The organism is Bradyrhizobium sp. USDA 3364 (assembly GCF_054056355.1).
This window is the reverse complement of record NZ_JBSRYG010000002.1, coordinates 5,207,540-5,229,276: the sequence shown is the minus strand read 5'-3', so window position 1 is coordinate 5,229,276 and position 21,737 is coordinate 5,207,540. Positions and strand designations below refer to the sequence as shown.

Here is a 21,737-nt window from a genome sequence, read left to right as displayed (position 1 = left end):
AACGGGGAAACGAATGACCAAGATGGCAAACGGCGCCAATAAATCACGCCTGCGTGTGATTCTTGCAGCCAGCATCGGCTCCGCGCTCGAATGGTACGACTTCTTCCTCTACGGCACCGCCGCCGCGCTGGTGTTCGGCGAACTGTTCTTTCCAAAGAGCGATCCTGTCGTCGGCACGCTGCTGTCGTTCCTGACCTTCGGTGTCGGCTTCGTGGTGCGGCCGTTCGGCGGCCTGCTGTTCGGCATCCTCGGCGACCGCTATGGCCGCAAGCCGGTGCTGGTCGCCACGCTCCTGATGATCGGCATCGGTACCACCGCGATCGGCCTGCTGCCGACCTATGGGCAGATCGGGATCTGGGCGCCGGTGCTGCTGGTCGCGATGCGCGTCATCCAGGGCCTCGGCGCCGGTGCCGAATACGGCGGCGCCGTGATCTATCTGGTTGAAAATGCGCCGCCGAAGCATCGCGGCTTCTGGGGCGGCTTCGCGCCGCTCGGCGTCTCCGTCGGCAATCTGCTCGCCGCCGGCGCCTTCGCGCTGGTGACGATGCTGCCGCGCGAGGATCTGATGAGCTGGGGTTGGCGCCTGCCGTTCCTGGCGAGCTTCCTCTTGATCGTCGTCGGCATCTTCGTCCGCATGCGCATCACCGAGACGCCGGTCTATACCGAGGCAGTGGTGGCGCGCGGCAAGGTCGAGAGCAATCCGGCGATGGAGGCACTGCGCCAGCACCCGCGCAATTTCTTCGTCGTGCTCGGCGCGCGGATGGCCGAGAACGGGCTCGGCTACTTTTTCCCGGTGTTCGGCCTGAGCTACGTGATCACGACGCTTGGCGTGCCGAAGGCGGAGGCGCTCAGCGCCTTGATGCTGGCCTTCACGATCGAGCTGTTCGCCATCCTCGGCTTTGCGGCCTTGTCGGACCGGATCGGACGGCGGCCGGTCTACATGTTCGGCGCGCTCGCCGGCGTGGCGCTCGCCTTCCCGTTCTTCTGGATGGTCGGCACCAAGGAATGGATCATGATCGCGCTCGCCTTCATCCTGGCGCGCGCCGTCGTGACCGCGGCGATGTTCGGGCCGCAGGCGGCGTATTTCGCCGAGCTGTTCCCGCCGCAGCGCCGCTTCGCAGGTTTTGCCTTCGCGCGCGAACTCGGCTCGCTGCTGTCGGGCGGTCCGGCGCCGTTCGTTGCCACCGCGCTGGTGGCGGCTTACGGCACCTGGTGGCCGGTGGCGTGCTACGCGATGTTCCTGTCGGCCTGCACCGTGCTTGCGATCTGGATCGGGCCCGAGACCTATCAGGAGAACATCGCCGCCGACGAGAGCGAACAGGCCGAGCTGCCCACCGCGGTCCCGGCGCGGGCCTGAACGGTGGCGCAGCAACTGCGCGTCCTGCAGTCGCTCTGGGCGATGGAGCGGCGGCTGGCCGATGAGGATGAATGGCCGCTGCAAACCCAGCTCGCGATGATCCGCGATGCCGGGTTTGACGGCGCCGGCGTGCGCTTCATCGACCCCGCCTTTGCGCGCGAGGTGACGATCTTCCTTCGCGCGCATGGCATGACCTGGCAGGCGCAATGCTACCCGAAGGGCGTCGACGATCTGAAGCCGGCGCTCGCGCTGGTCGCCGAGCTCGGCGCCGATCATGTCAACCTCCAGCCGGACATTCGACCGCGCCGGCTCGCGGACTGCATTCCCCTGCTCGAAGGCTGGCGGCGGCTTGCCACCGAGGCCGGCGTCGCCGTGCATGTCGAGACCCATCGCGACCGGATGACGACCGATCTGTTCTTCATGCTCGACCTGCTCGACTGCTTTCCGGATCTGCGGCTGACGGCCGATCTCTCGCACTATCTGGTCGGCCGCGAATTCGCCTGGCCAGTCGATGACGCCAACCACGCGATGATGCATCGCGTCCTCGACCATGCCTGGGGCATCCACGGCCGCATCGCGAGCCGCGAGCAGGTGCAGATCTCGCTCGGCTTCCCGCAGCACCAGGGCTGGGTGTCGCTGTTCATGGATTGGTGGGACTACGGCATCCGCTCCTGGCGGAAGCGCGCCGGGCCCGATGCGACCCTGACCTTCCTGTGCGAGCTCGGTCCCCCGCCCTATGCCATCACCGGGCCCGACGGCAGGGAATTGTCCGACCGCTGGCAGGACGCGCTGGTCATGAAGGACATGATCCGCGCGCTGTGGGATCGTATCGCGAACGAGCCGTAGAAGATGCTCCCGCGTTGATTCAAACAAGCCACAGCGGCATTCTGAAGCGAAATGCAATTCAGAACGCCGCGAGGATTCGTGCGCAACCGCCATCGGTCCGATCCGCTTCGACGCCTCACGAACGTCGCCGTGCCGGTCGTTGCCGCCCTCCTTTGCACGAGGGCGATCGCGGCGGAACGGACGCTCGATGTCGCAGCCATGCCGCGCGTCGCGACCATCGACCCGCGCTTCCAGTCCTACAACATCGAAATGGTCGAGGTGACCGGCGGGCGATTCTGGAAGCCTTATGCCGCCACCACACGAACGGGCGCGAACGCGGAACGCTTCGCAGCGCGCGCGCCGATCGATCTGCACGACGGCAGGTTACGCACGCTCGCAGCAGCCCTCTCGCCTGCGTATCTGCGGGTGAGTGGCACCTGGGCCAACAGCACGTTCTTTGCGGGTTCCGAGACGCCACCGGCCGCACCGCCGGCCGGCTTCAAGGGCGTGCTGACGCGACAGCAATGGCGAGATGTGATCGACTTCTCGCACGCCGTTGGCGCTGCCATCGTCACGTCCTTTGCGATCAGCGCCGGCACGCGCGACGCGTCGGGACAATGGAGTGCCGAACAGGCCAAGCAGCTTCTCGCCTTCACGCAATCGGCAGGCGGCCGGGTCGCCGCAGCCGAGTTCATGAACGAGCCCGATCTGCCGGCGATCGGCGGCGCACCGGACCACTACGATGCCGCGGCGTACGACCGGGACTTTGCCGCGTTTCGTGCCTTCATGAAGAACAGCGCGCCCGACGTGACGATCCTCGGCCCGGGAACGATCGGCACCGGTGCCGATGCTCGAGCCCGCTTCGCCGTATCGGCGGCCGGCGTCGACGCGGTCTCCTACCATCACTACGGCGCCCTCTCTGCCCGATGCGGCGGCGATCGTACGGCGAAGCGGGCATTATCGGACCAATGGCTGGCGCGAACCGGCAAGACACTCACCTTCTACCGGTCGCTGCGCGACCGGCTTGCACCGGGCAAGCCGATCTGGCTGACCGAGACCGCGGAGACCGCATGCGGCGGCAACCGCTGGGCCGCAACCTTTACCGATACGTTCCGCTATCTCGATCAACTCGGACGGCTGGCCAAGGCCGGCGTTCAGGTCGTCATGCACAACACGCTCGCGGCGAGCGACTATGGGCTGCTAGACGAGCGCACCCATCTGCCTCGGCCGAACTACTGGGCCGCGCTGCTGTGGCGGCGGTTGATGGGAACCACCGTGCTCGACGCCGGCGTTCGCCGCCAGACCGGTTTCCACGTCTATGCGCACTGCGCGCGTGACATGCCCGGCGGCATAGCCCTGCTCGTCATCAACAATGATCGGCGGACGCAACGCAAGTTGACGCTGGCAGCCGCCGCGCAACGCTACACATTGGCGAGCGCCAAGCCCGCCGACGGCACCGTTCAGCTCAATGGCAGCACGCTCGCGCTCGGGGCTTCCGACCAGATCCCGGCCCTAACGGGTGATGCAGCTGCGGCAGGAGCGATCGTCTTTGCTCCCGCAACGATCACGTTCCTGACCGTTGCCAACGCCGGCAACGCCAATTGCCGGTAGCGAAGCGAGGTCGCCTTACGCCGCGTCGCGGCTGGCGTCGGAGGCTTCCGCCGGGCGCACCAGATGGCCAAGCATGATCGCGGTCATCAGCCGCTCCATCTCGAGCCATGCGGTGACATGCGACATGGTCGGCCGGCCGCCGAGTGCGAGCTGATTGACGTCGTCGACCGCCGTCAGACCACGCGGATAGAATTCGCGGAAGATCACCCGCTCGGCCAAGCCATCGACCAGGCGGAAATTCAGCGTCTTCGACAATTCGTGGAGCGCCTCGCCGACCAGGCGCTTGTTGCGCGAACCGAGCGTCGACAGACGGTTGCGAAGCACCACCCATTCGAACGCCGGCTGATCGTGTTCGCTACGCTCGCGTCGCGCCTCCTCCACCATCTTCGAATAGTGGCTGATGCCGGTCACCTTGAAGTCGTTCGGATGGACGGTGCCGAGCACGTCGAAATCGATGAAGCTGTCGTTGAGCGGCGTGATCAGCGTATTCGCCAGCGAATGCGTGAACGTCGTGAGGTACGTATCGTGGCCGGGGCAATCGATGACGACGAAGTCGTGCGACCGGCCGAGCCGCTCGACGATCTCGGCGAGCGCGCTGCGCCCGAGCGTCTCGACCTCGCTGCTCCTGCCGCTCACCGTCTCGAAGCACATATGCGTCGGTACGCCGAGCTCAAGCGAGGTCTCCCGCTCCCAGTCACGCCGGTTCTCGACGTAGTGCGTCAGCGACTTCTGCTTGTTGTCGAGATCGATGGTCGCGACACGCTGACCCGCCTTGATCAGTGCGATGGCGACGTGCATGGCAATCGTCGACTTGCCAGAGCCGCCCTTGTTGTTTCCTACAACGATTACTCGTGCGTTTGTCATGGGAATCCCTAATGGACGCTTGAGTCAAAGCAGGACGAAATGGAATTTAATGAATGGCTCGAATCTCCCTGATTCGACGAATCTCGACAAGAGTCGTCGCAACATTGTCGTGATCGAAATTCAGCGGGTTGCGACAACATTGTCACAACCGCGCTGAGTGCACGTATCGTGAACGCAATGCACGTTTCAGGGACTAGCGCCCCGGGGACCAGCGTCCCGAAGACCAGCGCACCGGAGACTAGCGCCCCGGGACTAGCGGCCCTGAAACACTGCCGCGCGGCGTTCCACGAACGACTTGATGCCCTCGGCGGCATCTGATGTGTTGAGCACGCGTTCGCGGATCTCTGGGATGATCGCAATCGCCGCCTGCTCGCCGGCTTCGATGAACTTGCGGCCCGCCTCTTTGGTGACCTGGATTCCAAGCGGCGCATTGCGCGCGATGATCTCAGCAAGCGCCATCGCGCGCTCGATCTGCTGACCGGCCGGCACGACCTCCTGCACGAGACCGATCCGATGCGCCTCGGCCGCGGAGAACTCGTCGCACAGCAACAGGTGGTACATCGCATCGCCCCACCCGACGCGGCTGATGTAGCGGAAATGCGCGCCCGCCAATGGCGCGATGCCGCGCTTGGCTTCCATCTGACAGAAGCGGCTGTCGTCCGCGGCAATAACGATATCGCCGGCCAGCATCATCTCGATGCCGACGGTGAACACGATGCCCTGCACCGCAGTGACGATCGGCTTCCGGCATCGCTTCGACAGTCCGAACGGATCGACGTTGCCCTCGGGCAGTGGCTTGCGCGATGCCGTCGGGCCGAAGAATTTCGGCATGTCGAGACCCGCGGTGAAACTGCCGCCGGCGGCGCAGAGCACGCCGACCCAGAGACCATCATCATTGTCGAGCAGCGTCAGCGCGTCGGACAGCTCGGCCATCATCTCCGGACTGAACGCGTTCTTCTTCGCGGGATTGTCGATGATGATCTTCAGGATGCGGTCGTGCCGCTCGTGGCGGACCCGCCCTTCGCTCGCGCTGCCGGACATCTGTTCCTCCCTGCTTTGTGACTGACAAATTTTCTGGATGATACTTGTCATCCAGATGAATGATGGTCATAATCCAGATGGAGAGTCAAACAGGGGCTATGCAATGGGCCATTCCCAGGCCGACAAGGCCAGGAGCCGTGAGCGCATTCTGAACGAGGCGGCGACGCAGATCCGCGACAAGGGGCTGGAGGCGCTCAGCATCGGCGGCCTGATGCAGCAGGTGAAGCTGACCCATGGCGGCTTCTACGGGCACTTCGCCTCGCGCTCCGACCTGATCGCCGCGGCGTTGCAACAGGCGCTGACCGCGGGCGAAGCGTCGGCGCACGCCGCGCGCGATCCCGACAAGCCGGTCAGCATCAACGCGCTGGTGCGCAGCTATCTCAGCCGCACCCATCGCGACCAGCCGAAATCGGGCTGCGCGATCGGCGCGCTGATCTCGGATGTCGGCCGCGCCGACGCGCAGTGCCGCGCGGTGATGGAGCCGCACATCGAATCCTTCATCGCCAAGGTCGCCGAGACGTTCGGCGACGATGACGATAGCAACGCAATCCTGGCGGTGAGCGCGATGGTCGGCGCGCTCGCGATCTCGCGCGTGCTCACCGACCAGAGGCGGTCCGACGCCGTTCTGCGCACGGTGCGCGACGGCATCGTCGCGATGGCGTCCGGTGAATGATTTCGCCCGCGCCGCGGGCACCTTGTTTGTTTGAGCATGATCTTTTCGGAAAACCGGTTTCCACTTTTCCGGATCATGCTCTTGACGGAGCGAGCGATGAACGACCGATCCACCCTCGAGCCGACCGCCGTGCAGGGCAGCGTGCTGATATCAGGCGTCGGCGCATCCAACGGCCTTGGCGCCGCGATCGCACGACGCTTTGCGGCCGGCGGCTATCCCGTCGCGATCGCCGGGCGCAATGTCGAGAAACTCGCCGCAACCGCCGCCGAACTCGCCGCCGATGGCGCCAGGGTCACGCATGTGGTCGGTGATGCCTCCATCGCAGCCGACGTTGCGCGCTTCGTCGAGGCTGCGCAGAAGCTCGCACCGCTCGCGATGGCCGTGCACAATGCGGGCTCCAACCGGCCGGCGCCGTTCCTCAAGGTCAGCGAGCAGCGCTTCGAGGAGCACTGGCGCGAGCACGCGCTCGGCGGCTTCCAGCTGGCGCAGGCCGCAATCCCCGCGCTGCTTGCGCGCGGCGGCGGCACGCTGGTGTTCACCGGCGCCAGCGGCTCGCTGCGCGGCAAGGCCAACTACTCGCCCTTCGCCGCCGCCAAGGCCGCGCTCCGCGCACTGGCGCAAAGCGTGGCGCGGGAATTCGGGCCGCAGGGCATTCATGTCGGTCACGTCGTGGTCGACGGCGGCATCGGGGGCGATCGCCTGCTGAGCCTGCGTCCGCAACTGAAGGACGAACGCGGGCCGGATGGCCTGCTCAACATCGCCGCCATCGCCGACGCCTATTGGGTGCTGCACCACCAGCATCGCAGCGCCTGGACGCTGGAGCTCGATCTGCGGCCGTGGGCGGAGGCGTTCTGAGCGCCCCGCACTGCGGTCCTTCGCCCGGGAATATCGGTTGCGATCCGCCGGAATCTTGTCAGGCTAGGCGACAAGGTCTGTCGAGAACGCACCCTACCCCGGGAGAGGATCATGTCGCAGCCCACGCCGATCCTGCATCATTTCGATCAGTCGCCGTTCTCCGAGAAGATCCGCATCATCTTCGGATTCAAGAAGCTCGCCTGGAACTCGGTGCGGATTTCCCGGATCATGCCGCGGCCGGACCTGATGCCGATGACCGGCGGCTATCGCCGCACGCCGACGATGCAGATCGGCGCGGACATCTATTGCGACACTCAGATCATCATCCGCGAGCTGGAGCGGCGCTATCCGACACCGACGCTGTTTCCCGCAGGCCATGCCGGCATGCCCTGGGCGCTCGGCATGTGGACCGACCGGCCGTTCTTCCAGAACACGGTGAACCTGGTGTTCGGCTTCATCGGCGACAAGGTGCCGCGGGATTTCATCGAGGATCGCGAGAGACTGCGCGGCGGCAAGTTCGACGTCGCCGCCATGACCGCGGCACTGCCGCAGATGCGCGACCAGTTCCGCGCCCATGTCGACTGGATCGAAGCGCAACTCGGCGACAACAGGCCGTGGCTGCTCGGCGAGTTCAGCCTCGCCGATGTCAGCGCCTATATGAACGTGTGGTACGCGCGGCAGAGCCTCGCCACGATGGACGAGATCATGAAGCCCATGCCGCGCGCCGCTGCCTGGGAGGAGCGCGTCCGCGCCATCGGCCACGGCACGCGCACCGAGATGTCGTCCGCCGACGCGCTCGAGATCGCAGCGAAGGCGCAGCCGGAATCGCCTGTGTTCGGCGACCCCACGGATCCGAACGGGCGCAAGCCCGGCGACATCGTCGCCGTGATGCCGGACGACTACGGCAAGATCCCGGTCCGCGGCGAGATCGTGTCGCTGTCGGCGCAGCACATCGCGATCCGCCGGTCCGACGAACGCGCGGGCGAGGTCGTGGTGCATTTCCCGCGCGCCGGCTTCCTGGTCCTTCCGGGCTGATTCCCGCGGGCTCGGCCACCGGCCGCACAACCGCGGCCTGGAAACGCTGGGTTTCGCGGCGTGACCTTGTCGGGCCGCGAACAGGCCATACCTTCCCATCTCCAACCCAAGGCTCCACAGCGCAGGCTTGCGGACATCTCCGCAGCAACACGACCTCTCGGCCTGCGTGCGATGGGTGGCCCGTGGCGGATACTCCGCTGCGCCGACAACTGGACTATGTGATGACGACCTCTCTCGAATTCGGGCTCGACACATTCGGCGACGTCACCAAGGACGCCGCCGGCGCGCCGTTGCCCCACGCCCAGGTGATCCGCAACGTCGTCGACGAGGCGGTGCTGGCCGATCAGCTCGGGATCGATTTCATCGGGCTCGGCGAGCATCACCGGGCCGACTTTGCGATCTCCTCGCCCGAGACCGTGCTGGCTGCGATCGCGGCCCGTACCAACACCATCCGTCTCGGGTCGGCGGTGACCGTGCTGAGCTCGGACGATCCGATTCGCGTCTTCCAGCGCTTCGCAACCGTCGATGCGGTCTCCAACGGCCGCGCCGAGGTGATCCTCGGCCGTGGCTCCTTCACCGAGTCGTTCCCGCTGTTCGGCTTCGACCTGCGGCAATACAACGAGCTGTTCGAGGAGAAGCTCGACCTGTTCACCGAGCTGTTGAAGCAGGAGCCGGTGAACTGGGAAGGCAAGCTGCGGCCGCCGCTCAAGGGCCACTCGGTCTACCCGCCGGTCGAGCACGGCCGGCTGAAGACCTGGATCGGCGTCGGCGGCAGCCCCGAATCGGTGGTGCGCGCGGCGCATTACGACCTGCCACTGATGCTCGCCATCATCGGCGGCGATCCCAAGCGCTTTGCGCCCTATGTCGACCTGCACCAGCGCGCCTACCAGCAGTTCGGCCGCGAACCGAAGCCGATCGGCGTGCATTCGCCGGGCTATGTCGCCGAGACCGACGCGCGGGCCCGCGAGGAGCTATGGCCGGACTACAAGGTCATGCGCGACCGGATCGGCAAGGAGCGCGGCTGGCCCGCCGATGAGCCGCGACGAGTTCGTCTCCGAGGTCGAGCACGGCTCGCTCTATGTCGGCGCCCCGGAAACCGTTGCGCGCAAGATCGCGGCGACCGTGAAGGCGCTCGGCGCGGCGCGCTTCCAGCTGAAATACTCGGCCGGCCCGCTGCCGCACGAGAAGCTGATGAAGAGCATCGAGCTCTACGGCAGCACGGTGGTGCCGATGGTGCGCGACATGCTCGCCGCGTAGGGCGGCAGCGGCAGCATCACAAAGCAAAACCCCCGGCGTTTTGGCGCCGGGGGCTCTGTTAGATCCTGATCAGATCAACCGGTCTTACCAGTTGCGCTGAGCGCGGAGGAGCAGCATGTAGGTGTTCTGATCCTTCAGCTCGTAGATTGCGCCCGGCTTGCCGATCGTCGGACTGCCCGGGAAAGCGACCGTACCGGCAAAGCTCTGATCCAGACGGGTGTAGGTGAAGTCGGCCGAGAAGGTCAGGTTCTTCACCGGGGTCCACTGGGTCTGCGTGCCGATCTGCGCAATGTTGTAGTCGGGGTTGCAGGACGTCAGAGCTGCACCAGCACCGAAGAAGTTGCTGAGCGAGCCGCCGACACCGTTGCCAGCCGGACCGCAGATGTAGCCCTTGGCGGTGCTGTTGTAGTTAACCTGGGCCCAGGCGCCGTAGATGCTGGTGTTCCAGTTCGGGTTCCAGTTGTGCACGTATGCACCACGGAAGCCGTAGGTCGTGATCAGCTGCTGCTGACCGCCAGTCACGAAAATCGAGTCCGGCGCGATGCCGAAGCCGATGCTCTGATAGGCACCCGGAACGTTGGTTCCGCCGAAGATGGTGTTGCCACCAGCCGAACCGGCGAGGTCCTGGATGTTATAGCGGGTCGCACCGTTGGTGTAGACACCCTGCAAGTTGATGGTGTCGCCAGGTCCGGTCGGGATGTTCTTGATCGACAAGGCCAGCGATCCAGCCCAGCCCCACTTGTCGTCCGGATGACCGGTCAACTCAGTGCCGCCGTAGTAGGCCACGTGGTTATCATGCGCGGCGAACGATGCCTGGAACAGACCCCAAGCCTGATCGACGCGCAGCATCGCGACGAGATCCGGAGCGATCGTGCCAGCGTAGTCGCTGATGCCGAACACGTTGGTGTTGCCGGGAACGCCGAAGGTGACGGGCGCACCGAGGTTGACTACGCCAGCCTGATAGTAGGCCGACTGGTCTTGAGCCGACAGAGACAGCGATACGCCGTTGCCGAACTGCGCGGTGTAGGTGAACTGGTTCACACCAGTGATCGTACCGCCGCCGCCGACGAGACCGTCGTAGCTGTTGCCCGGGTAGTTGGCCCACGGAGCCGAGAACTGCGAGACCGCCTTACCGATGGTGAAGCCGGCGAACTGGATGAAGGCGTAGTAGACGCCGACCGTACCGCCAGCGACAGCGCCAGAGTTGGCGTTGTTCGGAGCCGAAACCGCGCCGATCGGCGAATAAATGGTCGCGCCGTTGCCCTGACCAGCGTAGCTGTCCGAGGTCCAGGAGAAGGTCGCATCGAAGAAGGTGCGGACCACGCCGTACTCGGTCGCGGTGCGCGTATCGATGTTCAGGTCTTCACGCGAACGCCAGGTGTAGCCGTTGGTGAAGCGGTTGTTCGCACCACCAGCACCCGAGGTGTTGCCGGTGTGGTCCGAGTTGGTGTTCGCCAGAACGTCGGCGCGCAGGTAGCCGCCCAGCTTGATACAAGTGTCGGTGCCCGGGATGTAGTAGAAACCGGGACCATACAGGGAGCAAACCTTCACGTACTCGACCGCTTTGGCCTTGACGGGAAGATCGGCCGCCTGAGCTCCGCCGACCGCGACGAGAGCCGCCGCCGAGCCGAGGATAAGGCTCTTAACCATCTTCATGTTAAACCTCCAAGTTGCTCTATCTCAGGGAAGGTTCCGGATCCGCCGGGTAAAACACCCTCAGGTTGGTTCCCTTTGTCCCTCAAAATCCCCGCCTAGTCGCTTCGCGCCTTCGGACACACCCGCATGAACGCGAGGGACTTAAGCGAACCACCTAAAACGGGACGACCTTGGGATGCCCCCCTCCGTCGCAGTTCCATATGAGACAGAAGGCCCCCGATCACGCAACAAAAGACCGCTGGGTTTGGGAGAAGTTGCGGCTGTTTTCGGGCAAATGTTGCACAAATATCACGGGCATTTGAACTGCGGCGTTTCGACAAGCCGCTGAAAGATAACGAGAATATTTCAGATCACGCTGGCGGGCGTAACTTTGGGCAACACCGGACGGAACGCAACCCAAAGCGCGTAGTCCTACGGATAAAACGAAAGTCGGAGCCGGCTTCGGCGCTGCTGATTCCGGCTCCCGGGCGCCGGATTCCGGTGCAAAAACACCGCTATCTGAGCAACATAGCCCGCCTTGGATACCGCCGACTCGCGCCTGGAAGGGGGCATTCCGATGGCTCGGAGCAGGCCGGAAGACGGCGGGCGAACCGCCACGTATGTGGAGTAACGAGGCTACATGTCAGGGAGATGTCAGCGCATATCGTCGCTGCGGAGCCGCCGGAACAACGTCACACTCACTCGTCCAGGATATCCAGGAGATCGTCGATCCGCTCGAAGGGCGGCTCGTGGGTGTTGTCTGAGTAGAATACCCGATCGCCGTCGCGCTCGAGCGATCGTGCTCTCGATTTGGGCAACCTCCCGGGGAGGAACGTCGCCGCGACGGCCTCCGGCCCGACGTCGAGTCTCACGATGCCGCGCCGCTTGCAATCGATCCTGAGTCGGGCCGCCGCGAAGAAATCGCGCGCCGCCGGCGGCAGCCTGCCGAAGCGGCGAGAGGTCTCCTCCTCCAGATCTTCCAGATCGTCTTCGCTGCGGCACCTGGCGGCGCGGCCATAGATTTCAAGCCGCATCGACTCTGACTGCACGTAGCTCCTGGGCAGCAGATCCTCGAGTGGAAGATTGAGATCGGGCACCCACAGATCGGCCGCCCGATCGTTGCTCCTCTCCGAGGCCTGCTTGAGCAGGTGGCTGTAGAGCACCGGTCCGAAAACCTGCACATGGCCGGATTGCCGCTCGGACAGTAGATCCCCTGCGCCTCGGAGGTCCAGATCACGCTCGCTGATAGCGAAGCCGGCGCCCGGCCTGCTGAACTCCTCCAGAACGGCGAGACGCTTGCCGGACTGCTCCGAGCTCGATTCCGTCAGCATGTAGGCGAAGGCGCGCGTGCCGCCGCGTCCGACCCGGCCTCTCAACTGGTGGAGTTGTGCCAGACCGAACTTTTCCGGCCAGCAGACCACGATGGTGTTGGCGCGGGGAATGTCGAGGCCGCTCTCGACGATGTTGGTCGCCAGCAGAACGTCCGCCTCGCCTTCGACAAAGCTCATCATCCGGTCGTCGAGTTCGTCGGCAGGCAGCCTGCCGTGCAGGCAGACGACGCGGAGCTCCGGGGCCACCGCCTGCACGCGCGCCAGCAGCGGGTCGAGATCCTGGATCCGCGGACAGATCAGGAAGCTTTGCCCGTGGCGTCGCTGCTCGCGCAGCAATGCAGCGGCAATGGCTGCGTCCGACAGCGGCGCGATCTTGGTCACCACCGGCAGCCGGTGAACCGGCGGCGAAGCGATCACGCTGAGATCCCTGAAGCCCGCGAGACCCGCCGCAAGCGTGCGCGGGATCGGCGTGGCGCTCATCCAGAGCGTATGGACGCCCTTGGCCAGGCCCGAGAGCTTCGCCTTTTCCGCCGCCCCGAAGTGCTGCTCCTCGTCGACGATGACCAGGCTCAGCTTGGCGAACTTCACGTCCTTCGCCGCGATCGCCTGCGTGCCGACCACGATCTTCATCTTGCCGCTGCGCAGGCCCTCCTTGGTCTCCCTCGTCTCCTGGGCCGAGGTCGCGCGCGACAGGCTTCCGACCTCGATGCCGAGCGGCGCAAACCGCTTGCGGAACGTCGCGACGTGCTGCCTTGCCAGCACCGTCGTCGGCACGACGATCGCAACCTGCTTGCCCGACAGCGCGACGGCGGCCGCCGCACGCAAGGCAACCTCGGTCTTGCCGAATCCGACGTCGCCGCAGACCACGCGATCCATCGGATGGCCCGACGCGAGATCATCCAGCACGTCGCGGATCGCCCTCGCCTGGTCGACCGTCGTGAAATATGGAAAGCGCGCGACGAAACGCTCGTATGCCGGACCGGGAGCTACCAGCCTGGGCGCGCGCCGGCGGCGTCGCTGCGCGATGTGCTTGGCAAGCGCCTTGGCGGCAGCCTGGATCTCCTGCTCCGCCTTGGTGCGCCGCGCCCACCATGTACTGCCATCGGCCCTGTCCAGCGTCAGCCTGCCGGGTTCCGCCGCATACGGCCAGATCAACGCAAGGTCGGCGGGCGGGACGAGCACGGCATCATCGCCGGCAAATGCCAGCCTGACCATCTCGCGTGACGATCCTTTCCCCATGTCGAAGGCCTGCAAGCCGTCGAGCACGGCGAGCCCGCGCTGCAAATGCACGACCGCCGCGCCGCGCTCCGGCACGTCTGGATGGTCGAACGCCGCACTCCAGGCTTTCGCCATCGGCTGCGGATGATGAGCCCTGCTGCCGAGCACGTCGGTCGCCGTCACCACGACAAGCGGCTTGCGGCCTGCCCCGATGAAGCCGGTGTCGAAATCGGCCAGCAAGGCCGCTTCGCCTCTTCCCCTCGCCGCCGCGTCCCAGTCGGCGAAGCGCTCCGCCTTGATCCCGCTCATGCGCTCCATCGCGCGCAGGTCGTCCTCCACCGCCGCGACGAAGAGCAGCCGCGATCCGGCGCGCTCGGTGTCAGCGACGAAGGCGCGCAGGGCCTTCCGCGACGAGGCGACTTTCGAGAAATCAGGCGTCGCGGTGAAAGCCGCCTTGCGCGGCAGCACGCTCATCTGTTTGGTCAGCCGCTTCCACTCAGCGGACCCGAAATACTCGCGCTCCGCCTCTCTGCGGCCGGCCGCCTCCTTGATCGTGTTCAGCCAGCTGTCGGCGTGGCCCGACACGCCTGCGTCCGCAATCCAGCGGGCGCGCTGACAATAGTCCGGCAGCGCCGCACGCTGGGCCCGCTTGCCTCCCAGTGCGATCTGTTCGGACATCGGATCGATCAGCAGTTCCTGCGTGTCGAAGACGACGTCGTGTTCGTCCGGATCGACGCCTGCGATCCTGCGGATTACGCCGCCGGAATGCTCGATCCTGAACGGCCCAAGCGCGCCGGCGGGAAACACCTCGAACGTCATGCCGTGGAACAGGACGCTGCCGGGAAAATCCGCCTCTTCGTCGAGATCGTATCCGAGCGCTTCCAGACGCTCCTTGAGGTCCTGCTCGGCATAGGGCGCGCCGACCTTCAGGCTGATGCTGTGGCGCGCCCAGCTCGTGGGCAACGGCAACCGCTCCATGATCGCCTCCGCCGTCGACACCAGAAAGACCGGCTTCCTGCTCTTGGCGAGACGCCGCAACACCGAGCTGCGCCGGCCGGCGATCTCGCGCGACGGCTCCAGCCCGTCAAACGGCAAGGTATTCAGCCGCGGGAACACCAGTACGTCGAGCGAAGCATCGAGCGAATGGAGCGCGCTGCCCAAGCGCTCCGCCCGGTTCTCGCTTTCCGCCAGGAAGACGATGCCGTCGCGGCCGGACTTCTTCCATTGCTCGAGGAGATGCAGCGCCAGCATGCCGAGCGGCGAGGAAGATGAAATCCCGGAACGCGCCGATGCCTTGCTTTGCTTCTTCGCGCCAACTTTGGCGCGGGCCTTCTTGGTATTCGCCACGTCAAATCCGTCGTCATTTCGTGAGTACGCTCGCCCTTTGACATGCGTCTCGGAGCGACTCGGGGCCTGCCGGCCGCCGGCATGGAAACCAAAGCGGCACGGATTTCCAGACAGAAGGCCCGATCCTGCCCCGAAATGCCGGCAAGGGCCGATCGGGAAAAATCGATTCTTCTATCGAAATCAACAGCTTGTTTGCTGGCTGGGGAGGGATCGAACCTCCGAATGGCGGAATCAAAACCTGCTTGATCATTCAACGATTTCAAGCCGTGTTTGGAAAAATTGGCCGAATTCGCCTCCAGTCGTATCAACTGCTTTACAGGCATTTCCAAATAAGGAAGCATCTCTCCTAGCGAGATCGGGTCAGACTGCACGTGGCTGCTCGCGCGGGCGAGCGTCACCGTTAGCCCGTTGGTACGTCCGAGGGAGGGGGCTACCTACGTTTCCTCCAACCGCTATCCGCCGAGTTTATGGTGCCCGTGGTCTAGCGAGGGAGCGCCTGGTGCCGCGCGGCCCAATTTCCCAATCCGCCGCCCTCAATTGAAATAAAATTTGATGGGATAAGTCCAAAAGACGACTTGATCCTTCATCCTTCTTTGATCTCGCGTTCCTCCATCGTCGAATGGGTAAGAAGTGATGACCGATCAACAACTTGCTCTTCAGGCCGTCAGCGAGGCCCAACGCATACTGAATGAATACCTTCAACCCCGCCCCCACGACAATGAGCGCATTCTCGACAGGTTGGTGGAGGTTCTTGAGCGGCCCGATCTGGTCGTTGCTGTGAGCCGATTGCAGCAACGAAGTAGTCTCTGAGTGCTCAGATGACGAAACAATTTCCATTGATTCTTTTGGCAGCCTGCATCACTTCGTCTCTACTAGTTGGAATGCCAAGCACTCAGGCGAAGCAACAATGCAACGCCGCGATGCCACCAAATCCGCGCGAGTATTGGTCTTGGCGCCTCATCGACGGACGAAAATGCTGGTACGTAGGCAGGTCCATGCTCTCAAAATCATTGCTGGAGTGGCCTGCGCGGGTTTCGACGCAGGCGCGTCCCACTGAAGCGCTTGCAAGCGCCCTCATAGAAAAGCCGAGCGATCCGATTGGTTCAGAAGAATGGACGTCGACTCGCCAGGACACTTTCGATGCCCTGTGGCGCACCAGGGTTGAACAGCGGTAGACGGTTGACCTTTGCATTAGGCCGGACCACGTTGCCTCATTGCCATGGCCTGCCTTAGCATTGCGCCAAGCGGGTAGAGCCGAAGTTCTACGCAGATGTCGAGTACCGGGACATCACGTTGGAGGGGCTGCTGCGACGCGATTCGACATGCGCGCGGGACGGGCAGCATCTCCATCTCGATGGTGGACCGCCTGAGCAATGGCAGGACGAACGATCATGGCAGCACCCAGGTTCAAGCCGAACCGTCGGGGACAACCATCGTCCGGAACAGCTTCCGGCCACCGTGCAACCGGATCACGTCTCAAGGCGTGAAATCGGCCTCCTACGTCACGGCGATCTCCGGGCAAAGCTCGAAAACGGTCCTTTGGGGGCGGTATCCCTAGCGCAACGAGCGGCGCTTCACACGCACGCCGCAAAAAATGCGTCGGGCTCGAAAAAATACCGTCCCGGCGGCGTCCTGCTACTGTGCCCCTGAGATCCCCAGCGGGCGACGATCTGGCAGATGTAGCACCGCGGATTTGTTGAACTGGTGCACACTCTGCATCCCGTAAGACCACGGTGCCGTGCAGCGCCTCAGCGCTGCATGCCCAAAGGATGATTGCCTCGAGCGCCACCCGCGACCTGCAGTTGCGGCGGGTCTGGGGAGTTCAACGAGGATATTCAAACAGAAGCAGAGTTGGGAGCGCACGTTTCGGCTGAGAAGCCACCACGGCGGCTCAAAGGGATTTCTTGCCGTACTGTTCTGGCTATGAAGCAGTCTGTTCAGCTCCTGTGGCGATGGCCGATCTCCATCACGCTGCCGGCGGCTGGCGGGCTGCTATCGTTATGATGGTGCATGGTACCCCAACGTGATGCACGGCCGTCAGCGCGGCCATAGTGCTGATCTGACCCCGTATGGGCCTTCTGCGTCGGCATCTACGCGCCGATCGAAATTTAGAATTTTTCGGATGTGACACTTTTGCTAATGCCGGTAGTTGGTGCGTAGGCGTGAGACCTACCCAGGATAGAGGTCGACCCAAGGTAGATGTAACGTGCAGAGTGCAGCTTCACGTGTTAAAGAGGAGCCGTGCCACTGTGGGGATTTCGATCAAGGCCTTGAGGGTCGGAACGCCAGCAAAGGAGTCGCGACTTCGATCCGAGCACGTCGTGATAGACCAGCCGTTAGCTGACGAGGTATTTCATGGTTACAGATGGGCTTCCCGAGAATCCGTATCTCTATTTCGGTAATCTCGGTAAAACAGAGCCGCAGTACAAGATCCCTAATTTCGTCGGTCTTTGTCTCATTCCTCGACATGAACGAGAGATCAAGCACGATCTGAACGATCCGCTTCCGGTGCCCGATAATTCAATAAGAAAGATCCAGGCGCAGGATGTGATGGAGCACATCCCGAAAGATCGTGTTCCAAGTCTTTTGGATGAGGTCTATCGCACATTGGAGCCGGGCGGCGTTTTCCGCCTCAGCGTGCCGGACTATCGTAGTCCTCTCCTTAAGGCACGGACTGTATATGATCATAAAGGGAACGTGCTCGCTGACTTGATGATGGGTGGAAAAGTCGAATATGACGCCAAAAACGCAGCCTACAAAGCGGCATTCGTGACCGATGGTTCTGCCCATCTATGGTTTCCAACCTACGAGCAGGTGCTAGACCTGATCTTGCGATCCGAGATCAGGAAATCTTCGGAAATCACCTTCCACCACTATTGTGTGGACGATGACACTTCGGTGACGAATTCGTTTCCCGAGAACGAAATGTTCGTTTTCAGGTGCCCTCCTAGAGATATGAGAGCCAGTGGTAAGCCTATTTCGATCATTGTTGATTTTGTCAAATGAAGCTGGAGGTGTCACAGGTTCAAAGTTTTCCTCGAAATCTGCTGGATTTTGCGCGCGACTGTCGTGCTGTGTGAGAGGAGCGAGGCTCCCCGGTCAGAGGTACCTTTCGCAATGCCTCAGAAATAACTTCAGTCGGATCACATGTTGCTAAGGACCGTTGTGCAGTGGACTCCGCGCCTAACGGAATCAAGTCTCCCAGATCGCGAGAGCGATCATTGGCTTCTCGAAGCTATGTTTGCTGAACGAGCGAATGCAACGCCTTGACCGCGGGCTCCCGCTTCTCCAAAGGGACAAACAAACTGACCGAATGCGGCGACAACACGTAGCTGTCGGGGACAATCCCGTGATGTCCGAGAACCTGCAACGCCCTGAACGGCAATTCCGATGGGACACCACCGAAGCAGGTGAGACTCACCGAGCATGAAGCCTCGCGCTGCTTGCGCAGATCCCTAGCGTGGTCCAGCGTGCGCAATAGGGCGTCGAGCCACTCCGTATCGTAGGCCACGGTCATGCTGGTTTTTCCTGCGGCGAAGTGCGATGCAAGGAGCTGCGGCCAGACCAGGCTGTTTTGCTTGAGATGCTGCGCGAGTTTCTCGAATCCTTGATTGAGATCCCCGGAATCGATTTCCACATGCTCAATGCGAGCTATCGAGTTGACGGCCAAAACTTTCCCGTTTTCCATGCCTAAAACCTCTTTCATCACTTGCGTGCTGTGCTCGACGCCACCCCACTGCTTGAGGACCAGAGGCACATCCTGACTTTGCGCCAGCTCTACGCTGCGAAAATGCAGGATTCTTGCTCCCCAGAAGCACATCTCCGACAGGGATGCGAAGTCCACGTGCCGCAGGGGCCTTGCATTCGGCACGATGCGCGGATCGGCCGAACAAATTCCGTCGACGTCCTTGATGATTTCACAGCGTTCGGCTTTCAGCGCAGCGGCCATCGCGACGGCCGTGGTGTCGCTGCCGCCACGGCCGAGCGTGGTGATTTCCCTGGTCGCCGGGTTCACGCCCTGAAATCCCGCCAGCACCACAACGCGTCCGCGATCAAGTTCCTCAAGCACGCGAATGGGCCGTACATCCAGAATGCGTGCGGAGGAATGGGAGTCGTCGGTCATCACGCCGGCCTGGCTGCCAGTGAAACTGATCGCCGGCACGCCGAGATCGGAAAGCGCCATGCTCATCAGGGACATGCTGATTCGCTCACCAGTCGTGAGCAGCATATCGAGCTCGCGGCGATTGGGTGTCGGGCTGACCTGATGGGCCATCTGGATCAACTGGTCGGTGGTTTTGCCCATGGCGGAGACGATCGCCACGACACGATGACCGCGGCCGTACAGATCGGCGAGACTGCGCGCAACCGCGAGAATCTTCGCCGGTGTTTCAAGGCAGACACCACCATATTTCTGCACGACGATGGGCTGGTTGCGCATCTAACCTCGCTCGGAAGTCTTGTTCGCCTCGCCCATCGAACCGACACCGCCTATCCATGTGCCGACGACCTCAAAGTTTGGATTAAAGGCGACAAGATCCGCGCGGTATCCGGGCGCGATCCGTCCAAGCTCGGACCCAAGGCCCAGAAATGCCGCGGGCGTCCGGGAAGCCATGATAAGAGCATCGACAAGGGAGATTCCGATGAGCGCAACCGCGTTGCGAACCGCCTCGATCATGGTGAGGTGAGCGCCCGCGAGCGTGCCATCCCGGTCAGTCAGGCGATTGTCGTGCAACGTGATCTCCCTTCCCTGGAGCAGGAACCGCCGGTCGTTCGTGCCCGCCAATGGCATGGCATCGGTAACCAGCATCAATCGATCGCGTCCCTTGCAGCGCAAGGCTACACGCAAGCCGGCGCGGTCAACGTGGATGCCGTCGCAGATGATCCCTGCAAACAATCGGTCATCTCCCAGCGCGGCGCCCACCAAGCCCGGCTCTCGGGCGTTCAACTGCGACATGGCATTGAACAGATGGGTCACCCCCGAGACACCGCGATCGACCGCCTTGCCGATTTCGGCTGCGGTGGCGTCGCTGTGGCCGGCCGCGAGACGCAATCCGGCGCCGATCAATTCATCGATCATGGACGCGGGCACGCATTCCGGGGCCAAGGTCACCATGGAGCGACCGCGGTCCCCGAAGCTTTTGATGGCGGCGAGATCGCGCCGATCGGGCACGCGTATCTCGGCTTCCGGATGAATGCCCTTGCGAGACCTGTTGAGGGCCGGACCTTCCAGATGAAAGCCGAGCACGCCAGGAATTTCGAGGCACGCGTGAGCTGCTACAGCCAATCGTTCGATGACCTCGCTTCGATCGGTGATGAGGGTTGGCAAACAGCCCGTGGTGCCAGCCTTGCGGTGCGCCTCGACGATGCGGCGAACGCCGGCCTCCGTTGGCTGGTCGTTGAGAAGAACGCCGCCGCCTCCGTTCATCTGAACATCGACGAATCCGGGTGCAAGGATCGCATCTCGGGGAAGGTGGATCGAGGCGCGCGCCTCCTCGGTAATGCCTTCGATCCGCCCCTGCGAGATCCTGACCAACCCCGGCCCGCGCATGTCGGCACCATCAAAGATGTGCTGCGCAGCAATCGAGAGACCCACGGAAGACCCAGCTTGGCCCATAAGTGCTGATCCGAGAATGGCAATCACGGACTCGTGAGGCGAGTCCCGTGCTGTACTGGTCCTTTATATGTACACAACGGGCTTCGGGGACCCGGAGCTAAATCCTCGCGTTAACTTCTCATGGAAACAAAAGGTACCACCTATCTCGGCATCGATGGCGGCGGAACCCGCTGCCGCGCCCGGATCGAGGACGAAAACGGCAGGGTGCTTGGTGAGGCGAGCTCGGGGCCTGCCACGACCCGGATTGGCTTCGACAAGGCCTGGCGGTCCATCATGGAGGCCACCGAAGCGGCGGCCGCGCAGTCCGAACTGACGCACGAGGATTTCGCGCGGATGCACGCCGGAATTAGCCTCGCCGGCATTGGTCGCCGGGGCGCGAAAGCGGCGCTCAAAGAGATCCCGCATCCCTTTGCGTCCGTTATTTTCATCAGCGATGGCCTAGCTGCCTGTCTCGGCGCCCATAGCGGCGCGGACGGGGCCATCGTGGTGGCCGGCACGGGCTCGGTGGGTGTCGGCCTGATTGGCGGCCGCGAGATCCGTATCGCCGGTTACGGCTTCCCAGTTTCGGACGAAGGCAGCGGCGCCGACATTGGCCTGCAGGTCGTTCGACTGGCGCTGCGGGCCGCGGACCGCCGCAGCGAGCTGACACCATTGCTTGCAGAGGTGCTGGGCGCGTTCGATCAAGATCCTTATCAGGCCGTGGCGTGGTCTGAAGAAGCCAGGGCCACCGACTACGCCGCGTTCGCGCCGACCGTGATGCGGCACGCCAATCAGGGCGATCCGGTCGGCCGTCGCATTGTCGAACGCGCGGCCGATGCCATTGGCGATCTGCTTGATCTGTTCCTGGCTAAAGGAATTGACCGGCTCGCGCTGGTGGGCGGGCTCGCGGATGCGATTACGCCCTGGCTAACGCCTGATCTGCGCGCCCGCCTGAGGCGTCCTGACGCCGACGCAGCGGCCGGTGCGCTGCTTGTGGCGCGAGGGCACCTCGACCTGCCCGAGCTGGACTCGCCCAAGAGAGAAACTGACCATGAACAGGCTTCGAAGTTCCGCGTTTGATGGCGCTTGGATCAC

General features: G+C 63.5%; 17 protein-coding genes and 1 pseudogene. 12 read left to right on the top strand and 6 right to left on the bottom strand.

Features of this window, described 5'->3' with window-relative positions; all coding sequences use genetic code 11:
* The first annotated feature begins 13 nt into the window (after positions 1 to 13).
* The 3 genes from ACVILL_RS24735 to ACVILL_RS24725 all read left to right on the top strand — a co-directional run bounded on the left by ACVILL_RS24735 (position 14) and on the right by ACVILL_RS24725 (position 3,793).
* Positions 14 to 1,357, top strand: coding sequence for an MFS transporter (locus tag ACVILL_RS24735; protein ID WP_456731416.1), 1,344 nt, complete (start codon positions 14 to 16; stop codon positions 1,355 to 1,357).
* A 3-nt stretch (positions 1,358 to 1,360) separates the two neighbouring features.
* Positions 1,361 to 2,203 carry a sugar phosphate isomerase/epimerase family protein gene (locus ACVILL_RS24730; protein ID WP_456731415.1) on the top strand — a complete coding sequence of 281 codons (843 nt, stop codon included), beginning with the start codon at positions 1,361 to 1,363 and terminating at the stop codon, positions 2,201 to 2,203.
* A gap of 129 nt (positions 2,204 to 2,332) precedes the next feature.
* Entirely contained in the window at positions 2,333 to 3,793 is a 1,461-nt protein-coding gene (locus ACVILL_RS24725) for a hypothetical protein (RefSeq protein WP_456731414.1), read from the top strand.
* Positions 3,794 to 3,808: 15 nt separating this feature from the next.
* On the opposite strand, the gene ACVILL_RS24720 is transcribed toward ACVILL_RS24725, so the two are convergent.
* On the bottom strand, positions 3,809 to 4,591 hold the full coding sequence (locus ACVILL_RS24720; RefSeq protein ID WP_456731413.1) for a division plane positioning ATPase MipZ: 783 nt from the start codon (positions 4,589 to 4,591) through the stop codon (positions 3,809 to 3,811).
* Here ACVILL_RS24720 and ACVILL_RS24715 point away from each other — a divergent pair.
* On the top strand, positions 4,590 to 4,814 hold the full coding sequence (locus tag ACVILL_RS24715) for a hypothetical protein (protein WP_456731412.1): 225 nt from the start codon (positions 4,590 to 4,592) through the stop codon (positions 4,812 to 4,814). The two genes, ACVILL_RS24720 and ACVILL_RS24715, sit on opposite strands and share 2 nt — an antisense overlap.
* A gap of 95 nt (positions 4,815 to 4,909) precedes the next feature.
* Here the strand turns inward: ACVILL_RS24715 and ACVILL_RS24710 are convergent, their stop codons facing one another.
* Complete coding sequence (locus tag ACVILL_RS24710) at positions 4,910 to 5,698, bottom strand: crotonase/enoyl-CoA hydratase family protein (RefSeq protein WP_456731411.1); 789 nt, start codon at positions 5,696 to 5,698, stop codon at positions 4,910 to 4,912.
* A 103-nt stretch (positions 5,699 to 5,801) separates the two neighbouring features.
* On the opposite strand from ACVILL_RS24710, the gene ACVILL_RS24705 reads away from it, so the two are divergent.
* From ACVILL_RS24705 to ACVILL_RS24690, 4 genes and pseudogenes are all read left to right on the top strand, one after another.
* Complete coding sequence (locus tag ACVILL_RS24705; protein WP_456731410.1) at positions 5,802 to 6,371, top strand: TetR/AcrR family transcriptional regulator; 570 nt, start codon at positions 5,802 to 5,804, stop codon at positions 6,369 to 6,371.
* Positions 6,372 to 6,467: 96 nt separating this feature from the next.
* Positions 6,468 to 7,226, top strand: a complete 759-nt coding sequence (locus tag ACVILL_RS24700) for an SDR family NAD(P)-dependent oxidoreductase (RefSeq protein WP_456731409.1) — start codon at positions 6,468 to 6,470, stop codon at positions 7,224 to 7,226.
* A 111-nt stretch (positions 7,227 to 7,337) separates the two neighbouring features.
* Entirely contained in the window at positions 7,338 to 8,261 is a 924-nt protein-coding gene (locus ACVILL_RS24695) for a glutathione S-transferase family protein (protein WP_456731408.1), read from the top strand.
* A 221-nt stretch (positions 8,262 to 8,482) separates the two neighbouring features.
* Positions 8,483 to 9,518: pseudogene (locus tag ACVILL_RS24690) on the top strand (LLM class flavin-dependent oxidoreductase).
* 84 nt (positions 9,519 to 9,602) lie between these two features.
* Here the strand turns inward: ACVILL_RS24690 and ACVILL_RS24685 are convergent.
* The gene (locus ACVILL_RS24685; RefSeq protein ID WP_456731407.1) at positions 9,603 to 11,174 is read right to left on the bottom strand and encodes a porin; all 1,572 of its coding nucleotides are present in this window, start codon (positions 11,172 to 11,174) and stop codon (positions 9,603 to 9,605) included.
* 677 nt (positions 11,175 to 11,851) lie between these two features.
* The gene (locus tag ACVILL_RS24680; RefSeq protein WP_456734354.1) at positions 11,852 to 14,953 is read right to left on the bottom strand and encodes a DEAD/DEAH box helicase; all 3,102 of its coding nucleotides are present in this window, start codon (positions 14,951 to 14,953) and stop codon (positions 11,852 to 11,854) included.
* Between the two features lie 729 nt (positions 14,954 to 15,682).
* Between ACVILL_RS24680 and ACVILL_RS24675 the strand changes: the two genes are divergently transcribed.
* From ACVILL_RS24675 to ACVILL_RS24665, 3 genes are all read left to right on the top strand, one after another.
* Complete coding sequence (locus tag ACVILL_RS24675) at positions 15,683 to 15,859, top strand: hypothetical protein (RefSeq protein WP_167351852.1); 177 nt, start codon at positions 15,683 to 15,685, stop codon at positions 15,857 to 15,859.
* 8 nt (positions 15,860 to 15,867) lie between these two features.
* Positions 15,868 to 16,224 (top strand): hypothetical protein, encoded by a 357-nt coding sequence (locus tag ACVILL_RS24670; RefSeq protein WP_456731406.1) that lies wholly within the window; start codon positions 15,868 to 15,870, stop codon positions 16,222 to 16,224.
* A 1,180-nt stretch (positions 16,225 to 17,404) separates the two neighbouring features.
* Positions 17,405 to 18,055, top strand: coding sequence for a class I SAM-dependent methyltransferase (locus ACVILL_RS24665; RefSeq protein WP_456731405.1), 651 nt, complete (start codon positions 17,405 to 17,407; stop codon positions 18,053 to 18,055).
* A 229-nt stretch (positions 18,056 to 18,284) separates the two neighbouring features.
* On the opposite strand, the gene ACVILL_RS24660 is transcribed toward ACVILL_RS24665, so the two are convergent.
* Positions 18,285 to 19,487, bottom strand: a complete 1,203-nt coding sequence (locus tag ACVILL_RS24660) for an aspartate kinase (protein ID WP_456731404.1) — start codon at positions 19,485 to 19,487, stop codon at positions 18,285 to 18,287.
* Positions 19,488 to 20,663: an N-acetylglucosamine-6-phosphate deacetylase gene (gene nagA / locus ACVILL_RS24655; RefSeq protein WP_456734353.1), complete on the bottom strand. Its 1,176-nt coding sequence runs from the start codon at positions 20,661 to 20,663 to the stop codon at positions 19,488 to 19,490.
* Positions 20,664 to 20,783: 120 nt separating this feature from the next.
* Here nagA and ACVILL_RS24650 point away from each other — a divergent pair, with 120 nt between their 5' ends.
* A complete protein-coding gene (locus ACVILL_RS24650) occupies positions 20,784 to 21,722 on the top strand; it encodes a BadF/BadG/BcrA/BcrD ATPase family protein (RefSeq protein WP_456731403.1) in 939 nt (312 codons plus the stop codon).
* The last annotated feature ends 15 nt before the right edge of the window (positions 21,723 to 21,737 follow it).

Excerpts from the sequence above, each read along its gene's own strand:
- ACVILL_RS24715 (WP_456731412.1), top strand. The coding sequence starts at position 4,590 with ATGGCAATCGTCGACTTGCCAGAGCCGCCCTTGTTGTTTCCTACAACG.
- ACVILL_RS24720 (WP_456731413.1), bottom strand. The coding sequence starts at position 4,591 with ATGCACGTCGCCATCGCACTGATCAAGGCGGGTCAGCGTGTCGCGACC.
- ACVILL_RS24675 (WP_167351852.1), top strand. The coding sequence starts at position 15,683 with ATGACCGATCAACAACTTGCTCTTCAGGCCGTCAGCGAGGCCCAACGC.
- ACVILL_RS24695 (WP_456731408.1), top strand. The coding sequence starts at position 7,338 with ATGTCGCAGCCCACGCCGATCCTGCATCATTTCGATCAGTCGCCGTTC.
- ACVILL_RS24650 (WP_456731403.1), top strand. The coding sequence starts at position 20,784 with ATGGAAACAAAAGGTACCACCTATCTCGGCATCGATGGCGGCGGAACC.
- nagA (WP_456734353.1), bottom strand. The coding sequence starts at position 20,663 with ATGGGCCAAGCTGGGTCTTCCGTGGGTCTCTCGATTGCTGCGCAGCAC.
- ACVILL_RS24710 (WP_456731411.1), bottom strand. The coding sequence starts at position 5,698 with ATGTCCGGCAGCGCGAGCGAAGGGCGGGTCCGCCACGAGCGGCACGAC.
- ACVILL_RS24735 (WP_456731416.1), top strand. The coding sequence starts at position 14 with ATGACCAAGATGGCAAACGGCGCCAATAAATCACGCCTGCGTGTGATT.
- ACVILL_RS24705 (WP_456731410.1), top strand. The coding sequence starts at position 5,802 with ATGGGCCATTCCCAGGCCGACAAGGCCAGGAGCCGTGAGCGCATTCTG.
- ACVILL_RS24685 (WP_456731407.1), bottom strand. The coding sequence starts at position 11,174 with ATGAAGATGGTTAAGAGCCTTATCCTCGGCTCGGCGGCGGCTCTCGTC.
- ACVILL_RS24660 (WP_456731404.1), bottom strand. The coding sequence starts at position 19,487 with ATGCGCAACCAGCCCATCGTCGTGCAGAAATATGGTGGTGTCTGCCTT.
- ACVILL_RS24670 (WP_456731406.1), top strand. The coding sequence starts at position 15,868 with ATGACGAAACAATTTCCATTGATTCTTTTGGCAGCCTGCATCACTTCG.
- ACVILL_RS24665 (WP_456731405.1), top strand. The coding sequence starts at position 17,405 with ATGGTTACAGATGGGCTTCCCGAGAATCCGTATCTCTATTTCGGTAAT.
- ACVILL_RS24700 (WP_456731409.1), top strand. The coding sequence starts at position 6,468 with ATGAACGACCGATCCACCCTCGAGCCGACCGCCGTGCAGGGCAGCGTG.
- ACVILL_RS24680 (WP_456734354.1), bottom strand. The coding sequence starts at position 14,953 with ATGCTGGCGCTGCATCTCCTCGAGCAATGGAAGAAGTCCGGCCGCGAC.